Origin of the sequence: Nonomuraea salmonea (assembly GCF_042428605.1) — a bacterium.
GTDB classification, from domain to species: domain Bacteria; phylum Actinomycetota; class Actinomycetes; order Streptosporangiales; family Streptosporangiaceae; genus Nonomuraea; species Nonomuraea salmonea.
The window spans coordinates 100,432-116,963 of sequence record NZ_JBHMCF010000046.1; the positions used below are offsets into that span (position 1 = coordinate 100,432).

The 16,532-nt window shown below is 73.3% G+C and carries 21 protein-coding genes; 14 read left to right on the plus strand and 7 right to left on the minus strand.

Features of this window, described 5'->3' with window-relative positions; translation table 11 throughout:
• Window positions 1-5: 5 nt before the first annotated feature.
• On the minus strand, window positions 6-1,238 hold the full coding sequence (locus ACFFR3_RS40795; RefSeq protein ID WP_379485011.1) for an RNA polymerase sigma factor: 1,233 nt from the start codon (window positions 1,236-1,238) through the stop codon (window positions 6-8).
• A gap of 45 nt (window positions 1,239-1,283) precedes the next feature.
• Here ACFFR3_RS40795 and ACFFR3_RS40800 point away from each other — a divergent pair, with 45 nt between their 5' ends.
• From ACFFR3_RS40800 to ACFFR3_RS40820, 5 genes are all read left to right on the plus strand, one after another.
• The gene (locus ACFFR3_RS40800; RefSeq protein WP_345403975.1) at window positions 1,284-2,135 is read left to right on the plus strand and encodes a nucleotidyltransferase domain-containing protein; all 852 of its coding nucleotides are present in this window, start codon (window positions 1,284-1,286) and stop codon (window positions 2,133-2,135) included.
• Between the two features lie 98 nt (window positions 2,136-2,233).
• Window positions 2,234-3,085, plus strand: coding sequence for an ABC transporter ATP-binding protein (locus tag ACFFR3_RS40805; protein ID WP_364376288.1), 852 nt, complete (start codon window positions 2,234-2,236; stop codon window positions 3,083-3,085).
• Window positions 3,086-3,158: 73 nt separating this feature from the next.
• A complete protein-coding gene (locus tag ACFFR3_RS40810) occupies window positions 3,159-4,277 on the plus strand; it encodes a winged helix DNA-binding domain-containing protein (RefSeq protein ID WP_364376291.1) in 1,119 nt (372 codons plus the stop codon).
• 44 nt (window positions 4,278-4,321) lie between these two features.
• Complete coding sequence (locus tag ACFFR3_RS40815) at window positions 4,322-4,723, plus strand: helix-turn-helix domain-containing protein (RefSeq protein WP_345403986.1); 402 nt, start codon at window positions 4,322-4,324, stop codon at window positions 4,721-4,723.
• Window positions 4,720-5,079: a DUF4180 domain-containing protein gene (locus ACFFR3_RS40820; RefSeq protein WP_345403989.1), complete on the plus strand. Its 360-nt coding sequence runs from the start codon at window positions 4,720-4,722 to the stop codon at window positions 5,077-5,079. Before ACFFR3_RS40815 ends, ACFFR3_RS40820 begins: the two co-directional genes overlap by 4 nt.
• Before the next feature lie 62 nt (window positions 5,080-5,141).
• On the opposite strand, the gene ACFFR3_RS40825 is transcribed toward ACFFR3_RS40820, so the two are convergent.
• The 3 genes from ACFFR3_RS40825 to ACFFR3_RS40835 are packed head-to-tail and all read right to left on the minus strand — an operon-like array spanning window position 5,142 to window position 6,682.
• Entirely contained in the window at window positions 5,142-5,936 is a 795-nt protein-coding gene (locus ACFFR3_RS40825; protein ID WP_345403992.1) for a TetR/AcrR family transcriptional regulator, read from the minus strand.
• Between the two features lie 60 nt (window positions 5,937-5,996).
• Entirely contained in the window at window positions 5,997-6,317 is a 321-nt protein-coding gene (locus tag ACFFR3_RS40830) for a DMT family transporter (protein ID WP_345403995.1), read from the minus strand.
• 35 nt (window positions 6,318-6,352) lie between these two features.
• Window positions 6,353-6,682 carry a DMT family transporter gene (locus tag ACFFR3_RS40835; RefSeq protein WP_345403998.1) on the minus strand — a complete coding sequence of 110 codons (330 nt, stop codon included), beginning with the start codon at window positions 6,680-6,682 and terminating at the stop codon, window positions 6,353-6,355.
• A 99-nt stretch (window positions 6,683-6,781) separates the two neighbouring features.
• Between ACFFR3_RS40835 and ACFFR3_RS40840 the strand changes: the two genes are divergently transcribed.
• The gene (locus tag ACFFR3_RS40840; RefSeq protein WP_345404001.1) at window positions 6,782-7,213 is read left to right on the plus strand and encodes a MarR family winged helix-turn-helix transcriptional regulator; all 432 of its coding nucleotides are present in this window, start codon (window positions 6,782-6,784) and stop codon (window positions 7,211-7,213) included.
• Window positions 7,214-7,271: 58 nt separating this feature from the next.
• Here the strand turns inward: ACFFR3_RS40840 and ACFFR3_RS40845 are convergent, their stop codons facing one another.
• Window positions 7,272-8,111 carry an LLM class flavin-dependent oxidoreductase gene (locus tag ACFFR3_RS40845; protein WP_364376302.1) on the minus strand — a complete coding sequence of 280 codons (840 nt, stop codon included), beginning with the start codon at window positions 8,109-8,111 and terminating at the stop codon, window positions 7,272-7,274.
• Window positions 8,112-8,198: 87 nt separating this feature from the next.
• Window positions 8,199-8,468 (minus strand): hypothetical protein, encoded by a 270-nt coding sequence (locus tag ACFFR3_RS40850; protein WP_345404004.1) that lies wholly within the window; start codon window positions 8,466-8,468, stop codon window positions 8,199-8,201.
• Window positions 8,469-8,872: 404 nt separating this feature from the next.
• Here ACFFR3_RS40850 and ACFFR3_RS40855 point away from each other — a divergent pair, with 404 nt between their 5' ends.
• Together ACFFR3_RS40855 and ACFFR3_RS40860 are read left to right on the plus strand one after the other, a co-directional pair.
• The gene (locus ACFFR3_RS40855) at window positions 8,873-9,433 is read left to right on the plus strand and encodes a GNAT family N-acetyltransferase (RefSeq protein ID WP_379484875.1); all 561 of its coding nucleotides are present in this window, start codon (window positions 8,873-8,875) and stop codon (window positions 9,431-9,433) included.
• A 74-nt stretch (window positions 9,434-9,507) separates the two neighbouring features.
• Complete coding sequence (locus tag ACFFR3_RS40860; protein ID WP_345404009.1) at window positions 9,508-9,975, plus strand: hypothetical protein; 468 nt, start codon at window positions 9,508-9,510, stop codon at window positions 9,973-9,975.
• 269 nt (window positions 9,976-10,244) lie between these two features.
• On the opposite strand, the gene ACFFR3_RS40865 is transcribed toward ACFFR3_RS40860, so the two are convergent.
• Entirely contained in the window at window positions 10,245-11,243 is a 999-nt protein-coding gene (locus ACFFR3_RS40865) for a DsbA family protein (RefSeq protein ID WP_379484876.1), read from the minus strand.
• Between the two features lie 75 nt (window positions 11,244-11,318).
• Here ACFFR3_RS40865 and ACFFR3_RS40870 point away from each other — a divergent pair, with 75 nt between their 5' ends.
• The 6 genes from ACFFR3_RS40870 to ACFFR3_RS40895 all read left to right on the plus strand — a co-directional run bounded on the left by ACFFR3_RS40870 (window position 11,319) and on the right by ACFFR3_RS40895 (window position 16,481).
• The gene (locus ACFFR3_RS40870; RefSeq protein ID WP_379484877.1) at window positions 11,319-11,885 is read left to right on the plus strand and encodes a TetR/AcrR family transcriptional regulator; all 567 of its coding nucleotides are present in this window, start codon (window positions 11,319-11,321) and stop codon (window positions 11,883-11,885) included.
• A 78-nt stretch (window positions 11,886-11,963) separates the two neighbouring features.
• Entirely contained in the window at window positions 11,964-12,740 is a 777-nt protein-coding gene (uppS, locus tag ACFFR3_RS40875) for a polyprenyl diphosphate synthase (RefSeq protein WP_345404020.1), read from the plus strand.
• A 71-nt stretch (window positions 12,741-12,811) separates the two neighbouring features.
• Window positions 12,812-13,690, plus strand: a complete 879-nt coding sequence (locus ACFFR3_RS40880; RefSeq protein ID WP_364376317.1) for a pentapeptide repeat-containing protein — start codon at window positions 12,812-12,814, stop codon at window positions 13,688-13,690.
• 193 nt (window positions 13,691-13,883) lie between these two features.
• Window positions 13,884-14,363 (plus strand): RrF2 family transcriptional regulator, encoded by a 480-nt coding sequence (locus tag ACFFR3_RS40885; RefSeq protein ID WP_379484878.1) that lies wholly within the window; start codon window positions 13,884-13,886, stop codon window positions 14,361-14,363.
• A gap of 44 nt (window positions 14,364-14,407) precedes the next feature.
• Complete coding sequence (locus ACFFR3_RS40890) at window positions 14,408-15,565, plus strand: MFS transporter (RefSeq protein ID WP_379484879.1); 1,158 nt, start codon at window positions 14,408-14,410, stop codon at window positions 15,563-15,565.
• A 52-nt stretch (window positions 15,566-15,617) separates the two neighbouring features.
• The gene (locus ACFFR3_RS40895) at window positions 15,618-16,481 is read left to right on the plus strand and encodes an SMP-30/gluconolactonase/LRE family protein (protein ID WP_345404032.1); all 864 of its coding nucleotides are present in this window, start codon (window positions 15,618-15,620) and stop codon (window positions 16,479-16,481) included.
• The last annotated feature ends 51 nt before the right edge of the window (window positions 16,482-16,532 follow it).

Below are 16,532 nucleotides of genomic sequence, written 5' to 3' on the forward strand. Positions count from 1 at the left end.
GCGCCTCACGCCAGCGCCGCCGCCCGCTCCTCCAGGTAACGCCGCTCGGGCAGGCTCGTGGTCAGCCGCGCCGCCTCCCGGTACGCCGCCACCGCCCCCGCCGCGTCGCCCGCCAGCTCCAGCAGGTGGGCGCGGACGGCGACCGGCCGATGGTGCCCCGCCACGCGCTCGTCGGCGGCCAGCTCGTCGAGCAGCGCCAGCCCGGCCCGCGGCCCGCGCACCATGGCCACGGCCACCGCGTGGTTGAGCCTGGCCATGGGGTTGTCCTCGATGCCGAGCAGCACGTCGTACAGGGCCAGGATCTGCGGCCAGTCCGTCTCGTCGGCGGCCGGCGCCTCGTCGTGCACCGCCGCGATGGCCGCCTGCAGCTGGTAGGGGCCCACCGGCGAGGTCGCCAGCGCCTTGCTGACCAGCTCCACGCCCTCCTCGATGAGCGGCCGGCTCCACAGGCTCCGGTCCTGCTCGGCAAGCGGGATCAGCCGCCCGTCGCGGTCCGTGCGCGCCGGCCTGCGCGCCTCGGTGAGCAGCATCAGCGCCAGCAGCCCGGCCACCTCGCCGTCATCGGGCAGCAGCCGGCGCACCGCCCTGGCCAGCCGGATCGCCTCGGCCGTCAGGTCGGCCCTGAGCAGCGCGGGGCCCGAGGTGGCGGCGTAGCCCTCGTTGAAGATCAGGTAGAGGACGTGCAGCACGACCCGCAGCCGCTCGGCCCGCTCGTCCTGCGGCGGCATCCGGAACTCCAGGCCGCTCGCCTTGATGCGCTGCTTGGCCCGGCTGATGCGCTGCGCCATCGTCGCCTCGGGCACCAGGAACGCGCTCGCGATCTGCGCCGTCGTCAGCCCGCCCACCGCCCGCAGCGTCAGCGCGAGCTGCGACGGCGCCGACAGCGACGGATGGCAGCACAGGAACAGCAGCGTCAGCGTGTCGTCGGAGTCGGCGGCCCGCTCCTCGCCGGGCGGCGCGATCAGGAACGCGTCGGCGGGGACGCTGACCGCCACGCTCTCCTCCCTGCGGCGGCGGGCGTGCTCGCTGCGGATGTGGTCGATGACCCGGCGCGCCGCCACGGTCGTCAGCCAGGCCCGCGGGTTGTCCGGCAGCCCCTGCTCCGGCCATTGCACGGAGGCGTCGAGCAGTGCCTCCTGCACGGCGTCCTCGCAGGTGTCGAACTGCTCGTAGCGGCGTACGAGGGCGCCGAGGACCTGCGGGGCCAGCTCGCGCAGCAACGTCTCGACCTCACGCACTTCCACCCCGCCATCCTAGGGCGGGGGCTGACTATGCTCGGTCGGATGCACGACATCGACCCGTACGCGGGACTGGATCTGGAGGGCATCGCCCGGCGGCTGGTGGCGGTGCCCGGGGTGGTGGCGGTGACGCTGGGCGGCAGCCGCGCCCGCGGCACCCACCGTCCCGACTCCGACATCGACCTCGGGCTCTACTACCGTGGCTCGCTCGCCGTCCACGATCTGCGCGCGCTGGCCCGCGAGGTCACCGGCGATGACACCGACGTGACCGAGCCGGGCGGCTGGGGCCCGTGGGTCGACGGCGGCGGCTGGCTGATCGTGGACGGGCGGCAGGTGGACTGGATCTACCGCGACCTCGACCGCGTCCAGCAGGTCTGGCGCGACTGCCAGGCCGGCCGCTACGAAGTGGGCTTCCAGACGGGGCATCCGCTCGGCTTCTTCTCGCACGCGTACGCGGGGGAGGTCGCCCTGTGCCGGGTGCTCGCCGACCCCGGTGGGGAGCTGACCAAGCTGCGCGAGACCGTCCACTACCCGCCCGCGCTGCGGGAGGCGCTGATCAGCGGCCTGTGGGAGTGCGACTTCGCCCTGACCATCGCCCGGTACGGCGCCGTCGGCCGCGACCCCGCGTACGCGGCGGGCGCCCTGTTCCGCGCGATCGGCGTGGCCTGCCACGCGCTGCACGCCGCCGACGGCGCCTGGCTGATCAACGAGAAGGGCATGATCACCTCCGCCGCCCGGCTGCCGTCGGCGCCCGAGCGCTTCGGCGAGCGGGCCCAAGCGCTGCTGGCCCACGTGGGCGGCACCCCTGAGGAGATCGGCCGCACCCTGGACGCCGCGGCCGATCTCGTCGCCGAGGTCCGCGCCGCCTGCGAGGACGCCCAAAGGTCAGATGTCTGAGAACCTGATAGCTTGACTCGGGTACGACCGGACGAAGGGAGACATGTGGTGGCGGAAGCGTCCAGGTCCGGGGCGGCGAGCGGCGACGAGGGGGCCCGATGACCGTGCTCTCCCGCCCCGCCGACAGCGGTCCCGTGCTGCGGGCCGGCGAGGTCGCGTTCATCCGTGACGGGCGCCACCTGCTGAGCGACATCTCGCTCACCGTGCACCCCGGCGAGCACTGGGCGCTGCTCGGAGCCAACGGCGCCGGCAAGAGCACGCTGCTCGCCCTGCTGGGGGCCGTCAACCATCCGAGCCGCGGCGTGGTCGAGGTGCTCGGGCGCACGCTCGGGCGGGTGGACGTCCGGGAGCTGCGCTCGTACCTGGGGCACGTCAACCCGCGCCACGCCCCCGACGGGCCGATGCGGGTGCGCGACGTCGTGCTCACCGGCCTGACCAACACCGCCGCGCTCGTGCCCCGCTGGCAGCCTGCGCGGGAGGAGGCGGCCCGCGCCGACCAGCTCCTCGCCATGCTCGGGATGGGCGACAAGGCGGAGTCCAGGTGGCCCACGCTGTCGCAGGGCGAGCGCGGCCGCACGCTGATCGCCCGCGCCCTCATGCCGCGGCCGCGCCTGCTGCTCCTCGACGAGCCCGCCACCGGCCTCGACCTGGCCGCCCGCGAACAACTCCTCGCCAGCATCGACGCCCTGCGCGCCCGGCACGCCTCGCTGGCCACCGTCCTGGTGACGCACCACCTCGAGGAGCTGCCCGCCACCACCACGCACGCCATGCTGCTGCGCGACGGCCGCTGCCTGGCGAGCGGCCCGGTCGCCGACGTCCTCACCAGTGAGCTGGTGAGCGCCTGCTTCGACCATCCGGTACGCCTCGTGCGCAGCGACGACGGCCGCTGGGCCGCGCGCGCCGCCCGGGTCCCGGTCGCCATGCCCGGCGAGCCCGTCCCCGCCGCCTGACCGAACGCTTGTAACGCGGCACGATCCCTTCCGCAATTCCTCCTATGGTGGTCGCCTGACCGAGGAGGAGCGCATGATCGAACTGACCTGGCCGCAGGTGAGCGCCCGCCGCCTGGCCCGCGCCGGGCTCACCGCTCCCATGCGGGCGGAGCCCGCCGAGGCGGTGGCCGCCATGTGCGGGGCGCACGCCCAGGTGATGTCCGCCGCCGAGGCCTCGATCGGGCTGCGGCTCGACGGCGTCACACGGACCGGCGTGCGGGCGGCGGTGGGGGAGGGCCTCGTCAAGACGCACGGGCCGCGCGGCACCGTGCACCTGCTGCCTGCCCGCGACCTGCCGCTCTGGGTCGCGGCCATGTCGTCGATCCCGTACGCGGACCGGGCGCCCGCCTCCATCAGGATGACGCCCGAGCAGATCGAGCAGGTCATCGCCGCCATCCGCGACGCGGTGGCCGGGGCCGAGCTGACCATCGACGAGCTGAGCGAGGCCGTCGTCGCCGCGACAGGGCCGTGGGCGGGCGAGCTGGTCATGCCGGCGTTCCAGGGGTGGTGGCCGCGCTGGCGGCAGGTGATGGGGCCGGCGGCGCACCGGGGCGCGTTCGTCTTCGGCGCGGGCCGTGGCCGCAAGGTCACCTACACCGCCGCCCCACTCGCCACCGGCCCTGCGGCTGACGGGGCCGCCTGGCTGGTCAGGGCCTATTTGAGGGCGTACGGGCCGGCCACGCCCGCGCAGTTCGCCCAGTGGGCGGGCGGTCCCGTGACGTGGGCGGCGGAGGCGTTCAGAAGGGTCGAGCCGGCCGAGGTGCGGCTGGAGGGGCAGCGGGCCTGGCTGCTCGCGGGCGACACCGAGCTGCCCGACGAGCCGCCGCGCGGGGTGCGGCTGCTGCCGTACTTCGACGCGTACGTGGTCGCCGGCCGCCCCCGCGAGCTGCTCTACGCCGGGGCCGCGGCGGAGCGGGCGCTGGCCGGCGGGCAGGCCGGCAACTTCCCCGTGCTGCTGGTGGACGGGCAGGTGAGCGGCGTCTGGCACCAGCGGCGCAAGGGCCGCACGATGGACGTCACGGTCGAGCCGCTGCGCGACCTCACCCCGGCCCAGGCCCGCGAGCTGGACGAGCAGGTGCAGCGCCTGGGGGTCGTCATGGAGGCCGCGCCCCGCCTGACCATCGGCACCGTCACGGTCGGCGCACACGCCTGACAATCCCCTATCACTCCCTATCATCCTGCATAATAGGGAACGATATGGAGCACTACACCGTGGACCAGGTGGCCGACCTCCTCGGTCTGCACGTCAAGACCGTGCGCGGCTACATCCGCGACGGCCGCCTGCCCGCCGTACGCATCGGCAAGCAATACCGCATCGCCAAAGACGACCTGGCGGCCTTCACCGGGCTCCCCGCCGAACCACCCGCGAGCCCTCGCCACGCGGAGGCGACCAGCATCGTCCAGATCGACGGCATCGACCGGGCCGCGATGGACCGCGTCAGCACCATGGTCCTCGGCGCCCTGTCGGCCGAGCGGAGCGGGCTGCGCGTCGAGTTCGCCTACGACGAGCGGCGGCGGCAGCTCAAGGTCGTCGTACTCGGCGGGCTGGAGGAGACCGCCCAGGTGCTGCGGATCGTCGACGCCCTCGTCCGCCCATGACCACCCGCGAAAGGATCCCCATGCCCGACGTCCACTCCTACGACGGCCCGCCCCTGGCCGAGGTCCGCGACGTGCTCGACCTCATCGGCGAGGCGTGGTCGAGCGGCGCCAGCTGGGTCGCCGTCCCCGCCGACCGGCTGCCCGCCGCCTTCTTCACGCTCAGCACCGGCGTTGCGGGGGAGATCGCGCAGAAGTTCGTCAACTACCGCATTGGCCTGTCGATCGTCGGCGACATCTCCCGCCACCTGGAGACCAGCTCCGCGCTGCGCGCCTGGGTCGAGGAGTGCAACAGCGGCCACCACATCTGGTTCGTCCCCGACACCACCGAACTCCCCTCCCGCCTGACTCCACGCTGACGAACCGGCAGCCCGCGTTGACGATGGGTCCGGGCCCGTCGCCCATTCGCCGCCGGGCTGCTTCACAGTGGCTGACGGCTCGCGGCCTTCGCCGCCGTCTCGATGCCGTCGAGCAGGACCGTCAGCCCGATCGAGAACGTCTCGCTCACCCGATGCTCCAGGTAAGGCTCGTCCCCGACGGGCTCGGAGTCGTCGGACTCGACCCAGCGCACCTGCGGGAACCGGCCCGCGAACCCCGGCGCGACCTCCTCGAGCAGCGACGCGCGCGCCTGCCACCACTCCTCGTCGGACACCCCGGTCGCCGTCGCCGCCTGGCGCGACTCGGCGACCGTCGCGGCGGCGCCCCTGACGAAGTCGAACAGCAGCGCCACCATCCCGCGCACCCTGCGCGGCCCGAGGCCGGTGCCGCGCAGGATCGACACCAGGCTCTCCAGCAGTGCGAACTCGTTCGGCCCCAGCACAGGACGCGCCTGCGACACCTGCAACATCCAGGGGTGACGCAGGTAGAAGGCGAGCGTCTGCTCGGCCCACGCCGTCAGGGCCGCGCGCCAGCCGGCGTCGAGGTCGTAGGACGCGGGCAACTCGGCCAGGGCGCGGTCGTACATGAGGTCGACCAGCTCGCCCTTGCTCGGCACGTACGTGTAGAGCGCCATGCCCGTGCGGCCCAGCCGCTCGCCCACCTTGCGCATCGACAGCGCCGCCATGCCCTCGCCGTCGGCCACCTCGATCGCGGCGTCCACGATCGCGTCGACGCTCAGCCCCGGTTTGGGGCCCGGCCGCGCCTCGCCGGGTTCGCCGCTGCGCCACAGCAGCGCCATCGACCGTCGCGCGTCACCCTGGCCTGCGTAGACGACCAACGCGGAACTCCCCGTACGGACAATTCTTTACGGCATAAGGCTAACAGCGGCCGCAACCGTTCAGATCCCCGAGGTGAGCTTGAGCAGCGCGACGCCGCCGATGATGGCGACGAACGAGCCCAGCTTGGCAGGAGTGATCTTCTCCTTGTAGATGAGGGCGCCGAGGATCACCGTGCCGACCGAGCCGAGGCCGGTCCAGATCGTGTAGCCGACGCCGACGTCCAGCGTCTTGAGCGCCAGGCTGAGCGTGAAGATGCCGCCGGCCGCGGCCAGCAGCGTGAAGACCGACGGCCAGAGCCGGGTGAAGCCCTTGGTGGCGTTGGTGCCGAGGGCGAAGGCGATCTCGAAGACGATCGCGATGGACAGATAGATCCAGGCCATGGTGCAGCTCCTGAGGGATGAGATCAGGCGGGTGGTCAGGCGGTGGTCAGGCGGTCGGACAGCTTGAGCCCGAGCACGCCGCCGATGATCAGGACGAAGGCGAGGGCCTTCCAGGCGCTCATCTCCTCACCGAAGATCAGGGTGCCGAGCACGACGGTGCCGACCGAGCCGATGCCGGTCCAGACGGTGTAGCCGACGCCGACGTCCAGGGTCTTCAGCGCCAGGCTCAGGAAGAAGATCCCGCCGGCCGCCGCGCCGGCCGTGAGCAGCGATGGCCACAGCTGGGTGAACCCCTCGGTGGCGTTGGTGGCCAGGGCGAAGACGATTTCGAAGATGGACGCGATGAGCAGATAGACCCACGCCACGGCTCCTCCTACATGTATGTACGTGCAAATAACGAGTAGTATGTTGCATGTACATGTATTCTCATGTCAAGCCGATGTCCCGGACGAAGGGGCTCCCGCATGACCGACACGGCGACCGAGCCGTCCATCACCGACACCTGGCAGCAGGTCCTCCTGCTGCACTCCCACATCGAAAGCAGGCTCGCCACCGCGCTGCAGCGCAGGCACGGGGTCGGCCTGTCCGAGTTCCGCGCGCTCGGTCATCTCGCCGCCTCGCCGAGCAGTGAGCTGCGCATGCAGGAGCTCGCCGACAAGCTGGGGCTCAACCAGAGCTCGGTGACCCGCCTGGTGGCCCGGCTGAACGCGGCCGACCTCGCCTACCGCGACCTCTGCCCCGACGACAAGCGCGGCGTCTACGCCGTCGTCACCGAGGCCGGCAAGACCCGCCACGCCGAGGCGAGCCGCACGTACGAGCAGACCCTGCGAGCCGCCCTGGCGGAGGCGGACCCCCAACTGGCCACCGCGCTCACGACTCTCGCCGCGAATATCTGACCTTGAAGTCGGGGTCGCCGGCGATCGCACCCAGGCGCTCGCCTGCCGCTGACGGCCCCTACTTCTGGATCCTGGCGGCGACGGCGGCCAGCATCTCCCAGGCCGCCTCGGGGCGCGAGGTCTCGGCCGGGTCCTCGAAGAACGGGTCGAACACCACCGTCTCCGCGCCCATCTCCCTGAGCTGCTCGAGGTCCTCGGTGACCTGCTCGATCGTGCCCTCGCCCAGGAGCCGCTCGTCGCCCGTGACCGGCGTGCCCGTCACGCGCAGCAGGATGCGCGGCGCCAGGGCCGGCACCGGCAACTCCTCGGCGGCGGCGACCTCCTGGAGGGTGGCCCACCGCTCGCGCAGCCACGGCAGCGTCATCCGCAGCGGATGCCACGCCTGGCCGAACCGCACCGTCCTTCGCAGGGCCGCCCCGCTGCCGCCGCCCACCCAGATCGGCACCCCGCCGGACCGGTAGTCGGCCTCGTCGGCCCAGGCCGCCCTGATCGCCCCCAGGTGCTCGTCGGTCAGCCGGCCGCGCCGCTCGTACGCCACCCCGAGCGCCTCGAACTCCTGCCGCGCCCACCCGGCGCCCACGCCCAGCACGAACCGGCCGCCGCTCAGGTCGTTGAGGTTGGCCGCCATGCGGGCGATCAGCAGTGGGTGGCGGTAGGGGACGATCAGGACCGTGGTGCCGAACGTGAGCCGGGTCGTGCTGCCCGCCAGCCAGGCCAGGGTGGTGAACGGGTCGTAGAACGGCGCCGGGTATTGCTCGGCCACGTCAGGGGTGATCACCACGTGGTCGGAGACCATGAGCAGGTCGTAGCCGAGCCCTTCGACGGTCAGCGCCCAGCGGCGCAGGACCTCGGGGTCGGTGCCGGGGCCGAAGTTCGGGACGTTCACACCCAGTCGCATCGGCACAGGCTATCGGCGTTCCGCGGGGGCGGGAAACGGCGCGCCGCCGCTCGGGGCGTCCCGGGCGGCGGCGGCCATCAGGTGGACTCAGTCGTCGTCGTCCGCGTCGTCGTCGTCCCAGCCCCAGTGGTGCTTGTGGCTGTTCTTGCAGGCGTCGGCGTCGCGCGTACCGGCGAAGACGCCGTGCTTGGTGATGTGGTGGTAGGTGCTGTCGTCGTTCAGGACGAGCCCGCACGCCCTCGGGTGCTCGTTCCAGCTGTGGTCGGACCAGATGTCGGCGGCCGCAGAGCCGGCCGTTCCGAACACCGCTGCCGTGATGAGCAGCGCGCCGCCGGCGGCCACGAGGCTACTTCTCATGATCTCCCCCTCTAATCACGAAGTGACATCGGCCATCACTATACGTAGCGATCTTGTGGTAGGAGGGCCCGCCACACCCCGTAATTGATCAACAGGACCCCGCCCCCCGGCAAAACCCCCGCCCTGGATCCAAACCCCGCCCCACGTCCGAACCCCAGCGAAACCGCCGGCCCCGGGCGGGGCGCCGGAACCGAGCGCGCCTTCACGCCCCGCCGTCCGGCCGATCTCGCAGCTGCCCAGCCCGGCCGTGGTCGGCTCCGCCGGTGAGGGCCGGGTTGAGAGGGTGGGTTGAGGGGCGGCGGTGGGGTGGGCGGGGGTGCGTGTCATCATGGCGGCTCATGATGACGCTGGTAGAGGTGCTTCGCGATGCTGAGGGTGGCCGTTTTCCCGCTGCGGACGGCGGCGTGACCATTGTGGCGCAGCCGTCGGCGCGCGACCTCGGAGTGATCTCCTTCACGGCGCACGCCGTGGTCTTCGCCGACGTCGATCATGCCTGGATCCGGGAGCGGCTGCGCCCTGGTGACCTGTCCGCGCCGCTCGGGCCGCCGTTCCTGCAGGAGCTGGCCGCCCTGACCGGCCGGGCCGCCGGTAGCCACGACCTGCTCGCCGCCGCCACTCCGCTGCCGGGGCCCGCGCCGCTCCCGCTGGAAGAGCTGCGCGACAGCGGGCATCCGAGGGTGGAGCGGGCCCGCCGCTACCGCGACGACGTACGCGTGTGGACCGCCCCCGGAGGGCTGCTGACCGTCGGGCGGGGCGTGGGCGGGCGGTGGGAGGTGGCGGTCGAGGTCAAGCCCGGCCATCGGGGTCGGGGGCTGGGCCGGTCGCTGGCCGCCGCCGCCCGGCACCTGGCGCCTGGTCCGGTGTGGGCCCAGGTCGCGCCGGGGAATGCGGCGAGCGTACGGGCCTTCCTGGCCGCCGGATACTTCCCCGTCGGCGCCGAGGTGCTGCTGTCCCCTGAGCTCTGAGCGTCCGTGCGGGGGAGCGGAATCCCCCGCACGGGGGAGCCGCGAGGAGTGCGGCGATCGGGAGGGTGATGCCCATGAAGGTCGCTGATGTGGGAATCGCCTGGACCGCCCTCTACGTCGCCTCCAAGATCACCTACGCTCTCGAGGGCCGCCTGGGAGTCACCGGCGGCCCGGTGGTGCGGCCGGAGAGCAACCTCTCCTACGGCCCCGGCGAGGTCGCTTCGGCCCAGTGGGCGAACGCCGCATTCGGCGTCGTCGTCATGGCGATCCTGCTGGCCGGCCGACTCCGCCTCGGTCAGGCGAAGGCCAGGTGGGCGCACGTGACTGTGGTGACCGGTCACTGGCTGTGCGGCCTCATGGCCGCCGCCGGAGCCGTCGGCATGGTGGGCGGCGCGCTCTTCACCGGCCGCGGGGGAGCGGTCTTCGGGCTCTACTGCGGAGTGTGGGCCGCCCTGATCGCCCTGTCGGCCCGCGACCTACGGCGACGGCCCGAGCAGACCACCGCCGCGACCGCGGCAGGCCGCGCCAACCAGGACGCCTGACCCAAGGTGCGGGTCAGGCGGGGCCGCACGGCCGCCTCGCTCGCGGAGCGAAACCGCCCGAGGCGGACGAATTTCAGGACAGAGGCGGGCCAGGGGAGTCGCCTGGCCATCTCGGTCACGGAGCCGGGCCCGCCCGGGTGACACGGCATATGCCCGAGGCGGGGCGTCTCGGCTGCGGCGCCGGGTTCGTCCGGGTTCGTCCGGGGCCGGACGGGGCCGGATGGGGCCTGGGCCGGAGGCGGTGGGTCTCCGGCCCAGGGCGGGGCGGGCTAGGCGGCGTAGTCCGGGGTCATGGTGGCGGCCAGGGTGAGGTGGGTGGTGGCCTCCTCGTGGCGGCCCTGGCGTTGCAGGGTGCGGCCCAGCAGGTGGCGGGCGTAGGAGTCGTCGGGGGATTCGGCGACCAGCGACTCCAGTGCCGTACGCGCCCTGTTGAGCTGCGCCGACCCGAAGTAGGCTCGCGCGGCCAGCAGGCGGACGCCACGGTCGTCGCCGTGTGCGTCCATGAGGGGGCGCAGCAGCGTCAGCGCCCCGAACGGGTCGCGCTGGTCGAGCAGCGACTCGGCGTGCCGCAGCCGCTCGACCTCGGCGGGCAGGCGGCGCGGCGCGTGCCCGGCGGCGTCGCGCAGGAACGCGGCGATCGTCTCGGGCGGCTGCGCACCCTCCAGGGCGAGCCCGTTGGCGACGATGGTCGGCGACGTACGCACGCCCTTGGCCTTGCCGGTGAGCAGCAGCTCCCTGGTCAGCTCGGCGCCGGGCAGCGTCTGCCGGTCGGGGCCTGCGCCGGTGTAGCCGGCCGCCTCGGCGAGGCCCGCGTCCGCCGCGATCTCGGTCAGCACGGCGAGGTCGCTGATGTCGCGTACCTCGACGAAGTGGGCGTTCAGCACCCGCTCCACCACGCGGTCCTGCAGCGCGGCCCCGCCCTCCTCGTACGCGAGAGCGATCAGCCGGTGCGCCTCCAGCGTGCCGGCCCGGTAGGAGGAGCCCCACTGAGCGCCCAGCCCTTCGGACGCGGCCACCTCGGCGACCCGCGCCCGGTTCTCGGCGGGGGACAGGCCGGGAGAGCAGGCCCGCAACGCCTCGTCGGCCACGGGGTCGAGCAGCGCCTGCGCCATCGGCACGGCCTCGGCGGGCGCGGACGGGTCGATCTGGTACGGGCGCCAGACCACCTCGACCGGCTCGCCGTCCCAGGAGGCGAGCGCCTTCTCCAGCCGCCGCTTGCCGATGTGGGCCCAGCCGCAGACCACGTCTGCCCAGATCTCAATACGCATGCCAGCAAAGTATGCGACAAATGTCGATTAGTCAACACATGTCGCTTAAGCGATGAATGTCGTATAGTGAGGAGGGTGAACCCGGACGACCCCCGCGCCGTGCGCACCCGGGCCCGCCTCAAGGAGGCCGTGCGCGACCTGGCCGCCCATCAGGAGCCCGCCGCCATCACCATGTCCGCGCTGGCCAAGCGCGCCGAGGTGAACCGGGCCACGATCTACCTGCACTACCCCGACGTCGACGCGCTCGTCACCGACGCCATGGAGGACACCCTGGCCGCCGTCGCCAGGGCCGCCGCCCTGTGCCCGCTCGACGCCCCCCGCGACCGCGCCCCCGATCCGCTGGCCGAGCTGTTCGCGTACGTCGCCGACCACGCCACCCTGTACGCCCGCATGCTCGGCACCCACGGCAGCGCCCGCTTCTCCGCCCGCCTGCGCGAACGCCTCACCGGCGAGCTGACCCGCCGCTTCGCCGCCGGCCACCGGCCGCCGGGATGGGAGGACGTGCCGGCCGACGTGCACGCGGCCTACCTGGCCGGCGCCCTGGCCGGCGTCATCGCCCACTGGGTGATCGCCGCCTGCCCCGGCGGGCCGGAGGGGGCGGCGCTGGCGTTCTGGAAGTTGTTCCGGCAGACGACCCCCTAGCGTCCCGTTGGACACCTGCCGGAGGTGGAAATCAGGAAAGATCAGATTCCTGACCCTCACCCACGCCATTCTTGGTAGGTGCACACCACTGACCTCCTTCACTCCCTTTACGCCAGGCGCCTGCGCCGCCAGGTGACGTCCGGCCCGCTGCCCCGCCACGTCGGCCTGATCATGGACGGCAACCGCCGCTGGGCCAGGCAGATGGGCATGGCCAACCCGAGCATGGGCCACAAGTACGGCGCCGACCACATCCAGGACGTGCTCTCGTGGTGCGAGACGATCGGCATCAAGCACCTGACCGTGTTCCTGTGCTCCACCGAGAACCTGCAGCGGCGTAACGACGAGGAGGTGGCGTTCCTGCTGCGGGTGATCGAGCAGATGGTCACCGACCGCTTCGACCGTCCCGACGCCCGCTGGCGGGTGCACGTCGCCGGGATGCTCGACATGCTGCCCGACACCACCGCCCGCGCGCTCAAGAGCGCCGTCGAGGCCACCCGCACCTGCGACACCGGGTTCCATCTCACGCTCGCCATCGGCTACGGCGGCCGCCAGGAGGTCGTCGAGGCGCTGCGCGAGCTGCTGTACGAGCGGGCCGAAGCCGGGCAGTCGATGGTCGAGCTGGCCTCGACGCTGACCGTGGACGACATCGCGCCGCACCTCTACACCGCCGGGCAGCCCGACCCCGACCTGGTCATCCGCACCAGCGGTGAGCAGCGCATGTCGAACTTCCTGCTGTGGCAGTCGGCCTACTCCGAGCTGTACTTCTGCGAGGCGTTCTGGCCGGCCTTCCGCGAGATCGACTTCCTGCGCGCGCTGCGCAGCTTCGCCGCCAGGCAGCGGCGCTACGGCGGCTGAGCGGGGCCCCGCTCTCCGCCGCGCGAGTACCCTTGAGCTGCCGTCCCGTACGTGAAGAGGAGACCCGCCCGGTGCCCGGAACCCACCCGCGAGAGCTCGGCCTGCTGTCCGACTGCGAGAGCTGCTTCGGGCTGTGCTGCGTGGCGCTGCCGTTCTCGGCGTCGGCCGACTTCGCCGTGGACAAGGACGCCGGCCGGCCCTGCACCAACCTGCGTGACGACTTCCGCTGCTCGATCCACTCGCGGCTGCGCGAGCGCGGGTTCTCCGGCTGCACGGTGTTCGACTGCTTCGGGGCCGGGCAGAAGGTCTCGCAGGTCACGTACGCGGGGCGGAGCTGGCGGGAGGAGCCGGAGACGGCCCGGCAGATGTACGCCGTGTTCCCGGTGATGCGCGGGCTGCACGAGCTGCTGTGGTACCTCGCGGAGATCCTCACCCTGCCCGCCGCCGTGCCCGTCCACGACAGCGCCCGCGCGCTGCTGGAGGAGACCGAGAAGGTCACCCGTGAGAGCGCCGGCGTGCTCGAAGGCTTCGACGTGGCCGCCCATCGCGAGCGGGTCAACGAGGTGCTGCTGCGGGCCAGCGAGCTGGTACGCCACGGGCTCGACGGCCGGCAGCACCGGGGCGCCGACCTCATCGGCGCCCGGCTTCGTGGCGCGCGGCTGCGGGGGGCGAACCTGCGCGGGGCGTACCTGATCGGCGCCGACCTGCGTGGGGCCGACCTGCGGCAGGCCGACCTCATCGGTGCCGACCTGCGCGGCGCGGACCTCACGGACGCCGACCTCACCGGCGCCATCTTCCTCACCCAGGCCCAGGTCAACGCCGCCAAGGGTGCCCCCACCACCCGCCTCCCCGCCACGCTGACCCGCCCGCCGCACTGGACGGCGAGCACCCAGGAATCCCGCGCGCCCCGCCGCACCACCAAGCCCCGCCACCCCCGTCCCCGCCGCTGACCCGCCGGTAAGGGCGGGAGCCGCCCATGGCCCCGCCCCGTTCTTCCAGGCGGGACCCCTCTGGTCCGCCCCGCCTGGAAGGGTGGGACTCCTCAGGTCCGCCCCGCCTGGAGGGGCGGGACCCGCCTCAGGACCCGGCGCGCACCGGAGCCCCTTGCCCCGATCTGAAACGGGACATGTAGTATCCCCTTTCATGCGAATGGGTGAAGGGGTCGAGTGGGGCCTGCACTGCTGCCTGGCCCTGGCCTGGCTGCAGGACGAGGCGCCGATCCCGACGGGGAGGCTGGCCGAGCTGTTCGAGCTGCCACCCGTCTACCTCAAGAAACGGCTCCAGGACCTGGTACGCGCCGGCATCCTCACCTCGGTGCCCGGGGTGAAGGGCGGGTTCCGGCTGGCGAAGGCGCCGGAACAGATCACGCTCCTGGAGGTCGTCGCCGCCATCGAGGGCCGGGACGAAGCGTTCAGGTGCACCGAGATCCGCCGGCAGGGGGCGGGCGCCGAGGAGCCGCCCACCGCGTTCGCGAAGCCGTGCGGCGTGGTGATCGCGATGCGGCGCGCGGAGCTGGCCTGGCGCAGGGAGCTGGCGGCGCAGACCGTCGCCGACCTCATGCGCGAGGCCGCCCCGTCCGCGCCCGGCCGCTTCCGCCGCCACTACGCCCGCCTCACCACCTGACCGGGCCCGGCCCGAGTCATGACACACCCAGGAGGTGAAACGGGATGTTAGATGTCCCGGTTAAGCGCACGTTCGCGCCCGTGGCGGTGCTGGCCGCGGGGGCGTTCGCCGTGGGGACGGACGCGTTCGTGGTGGCGGGATTCCTGCCGCAGCTCGCCGCGTCCTTGGAGGTGAGCGAGACGGCGGCGGGGCAGTCGGTGACCGCGTTCGCGGTGGCGTACGCGATCCTGTCGCCCGTCCTCGCCACCGTGACCGCCCGCCTGTCGCGGCGGGAGCTGCTGGCCGGCGCGCTGCTGCTGCTCGCGCTGGCGAACCTGGGGTCGGCGCTCGCGCCGACATTCGCGGTGCTGCTGGTGACGCGGGTCGTGGCGGCGGCGGGAGCGGCGGCGTTCACGCCGAACGCCGGGGCGGTGGCGGCGGCGCTGTCGCGGCCCGAGGCGCGGGGCCGGGCACTCGCCACGGTCGTCGGCGGGCTCACGGTGGCGACGGCGGCCGGGGTGCCGCTCGGCGGGCTGGCCGGGCAGTGGCTCGGCTGGCGGGCGGCGCTCGGCCTGGTGGCGGGAGCCTGCGTGGTGGTGGCCGCCGCCGTGTACGTGATCCTGCCGGCGCTGCCCGGCGAGCCCCCGGTGCCGCTGCGGGTACGGCTCAGGGTGCTGCGGCGGCCCGCCGTCCCCGCCGTGCTGGCACTGACCGTGCTCGGCATGGCCGCCACCTACACCGTCTACGCCTACAGCGCCCCCGCGATGCGCGCCGTCGGCGTGGAGTCGACGGCGTCGATGCTCTTCCTGTACGGGCTGGGCGCCGTCCTCGGCAACCTGGCCGCCGGGTACGCCACGGACCGGTGGGGCGCCGGCCGAGTGCTCATGACCGGATATGTCGTGATGGCCGCCAGTCTGGCCGGGCTGGGCTGGCTGGCGGGCTCGCAGGACGTGCCCGTCGTCCTCGTCGGGCTGCTGGCCACCGGGTGGGGCGCGGGCACCTGGTGCCAGACACCGCCCCAGCAGCACCGGCTCATCGGCGTCGCACCCGGGGAGGCGTCCCTGGTCGTCTCGCTCAACGCGTCGGCCATCTACGTGGGCATCGGCGCCGGCACGCTCGCCGGCGGGCTGACGCTGGCGTACGGGGTGGCGGTGACGTACGCGGCGGGCGCGGCGCTGGCGGTGCTCGCCCTGCTGCTGGTCGCGGCCACCCGCCGGGTCTGACCCTGCGTCGTACTAGGCTGGCCTACCCCGGCGATCATGGAGGAGAAGCGGCATGACCATCACCGCGTACACCGTCACCGACCCCGTCGCCCAGCACGGCGAGGGACCCGTGTGGTCCGGCCGGTGGGGCGGGCTGCGGTGGGTGGACATGCTGGCCGGCGATGTCCTCGCGCTCACGCCCGGCGGCGAGGTGCGCCGCCGCCACGTCGCCGAGGTCGCCGCCGTCGTGCGCCCTCGCGTCTCCGGCGGGTACGTCGTCGCCGCCGAGCGCGAGCTGCTGCTGGCCGACTCCGACGACCTCGACGCCCCGCTGCGCTCGCTCGGTGAGGCGTGGACCGACCCCGGCGTCCGCATGAACGAGGGCGGCTGCGACCCCGACGGCCGCTTCTACATCGGCAGCATGGCCTACGACTCCGCCCCCGGCCGCGGCTCGTTCTACGTGGCCGGGCCCGGCGGCGAGCTGCGCGTGGTGCTGCCGGAGGTGACGATCTCCAACGGCTTCGGCTTCAGCCCGGACGGCCGGCTGGCCTACTACGCCGACACCGAGACCGGCCGCGTGGACGTCCTCGACTACGAGCAGGAGACCGGGCTGAGCGGCCGGCGCCCCTTCGCCGTCGTGGACCCTTCGCAGGGAGCACCCGACGGCCTGACGGTGGACGCCGAGGGCGGCGTCTGGGTGGCCCTGTGGGACGGCGGCGCCGTCCACCGCTACGCCCCCGACGGCCGGCTCGACGCGGTGATCACCCTCCCGGTCCGCAAGGTCACCGCCGTCGCCTTCGGCGGCGAAGAGCTGAACCGCCTCTACATCACCACCTCGGCCCTGGACGTGGACCGCACGGAACAACCCGAGGCAGGCGCCCTCTTCGCCGCCGACCCCGGCATCCACGGCCTGCCCGTCCTCCCCACCACGCTCTGACCGTGCCGAGAACGCGTTCGGCGCGAGGATGTGCCCGGGTGAGGTGATCAA

Excerpts from the sequence above, each read along its gene's own strand:
- ACFFR3_RS40830 (WP_345403995.1), bottom strand. The coding sequence starts at position 6,317 with ATGGCCTGGATCTATCTGTCCATCGCGATCGTCTTCGAGATCGCCTTC.
- ACFFR3_RS40810 (WP_364376291.1), top strand. The coding sequence starts at position 3,159 with ATGATCGAACTGACCTGGCCGCAGGTGAGCGCCCGCCGCCTGGCCCGC.
- ACFFR3_RS40805 (WP_364376288.1), top strand. The coding sequence starts at position 2,234 with ATGACCGTGCTCTCCCGCCCCGCCGACAGCGGTCCCGTGCTGCGGGCC.
- ACFFR3_RS40840 (WP_345404001.1), top strand. The coding sequence starts at position 6,782 with ATGACCGACACGGCGACCGAGCCGTCCATCACCGACACCTGGCAGCAG.
- ACFFR3_RS40845 (WP_364376302.1), bottom strand. The coding sequence starts at position 8,111 with ATGCGACTGGGTGTGAACGTCCCGAACTTCGGCCCCGGCACCGACCCC.
- ACFFR3_RS40860 (WP_345404009.1), top strand. The coding sequence starts at position 9,508 with ATGAAGGTCGCTGATGTGGGAATCGCCTGGACCGCCCTCTACGTCGCC.
- ACFFR3_RS40850 (WP_345404004.1), bottom strand. The coding sequence starts at position 8,468 with ATGAGAAGTAGCCTCGTGGCCGCCGGCGGCGCGCTGCTCATCACGGCA.
- ACFFR3_RS40885 (WP_379484878.1), top strand. The coding sequence starts at position 13,884 with ATGCGAATGGGTGAAGGGGTCGAGTGGGGCCTGCACTGCTGCCTGGCC.
- ACFFR3_RS40820 (WP_345403989.1), top strand. The coding sequence starts at position 4,720 with ATGACCACCCGCGAAAGGATCCCCATGCCCGACGTCCACTCCTACGAC.
- ACFFR3_RS40890 (WP_379484879.1), top strand. The coding sequence starts at position 14,408 with ATGTTAGATGTCCCGGTTAAGCGCACGTTCGCGCCCGTGGCGGTGCTG.
- ACFFR3_RS40815 (WP_345403986.1), top strand. The coding sequence starts at position 4,322 with ATGGAGCACTACACCGTGGACCAGGTGGCCGACCTCCTCGGTCTGCAC.
- ACFFR3_RS40895 (WP_345404032.1), top strand. The coding sequence starts at position 15,618 with ATGACCATCACCGCGTACACCGTCACCGACCCCGTCGCCCAGCACGGC.
- ACFFR3_RS40865 (WP_379484876.1), bottom strand. The coding sequence starts at position 11,243 with ATGCGTATTGAGATCTGGGCAGACGTGGTCTGCGGCTGGGCCCACATC.
- ACFFR3_RS40800 (WP_345403975.1), top strand. The coding sequence starts at position 1,284 with ATGCACGACATCGACCCGTACGCGGGACTGGATCTGGAGGGCATCGCC.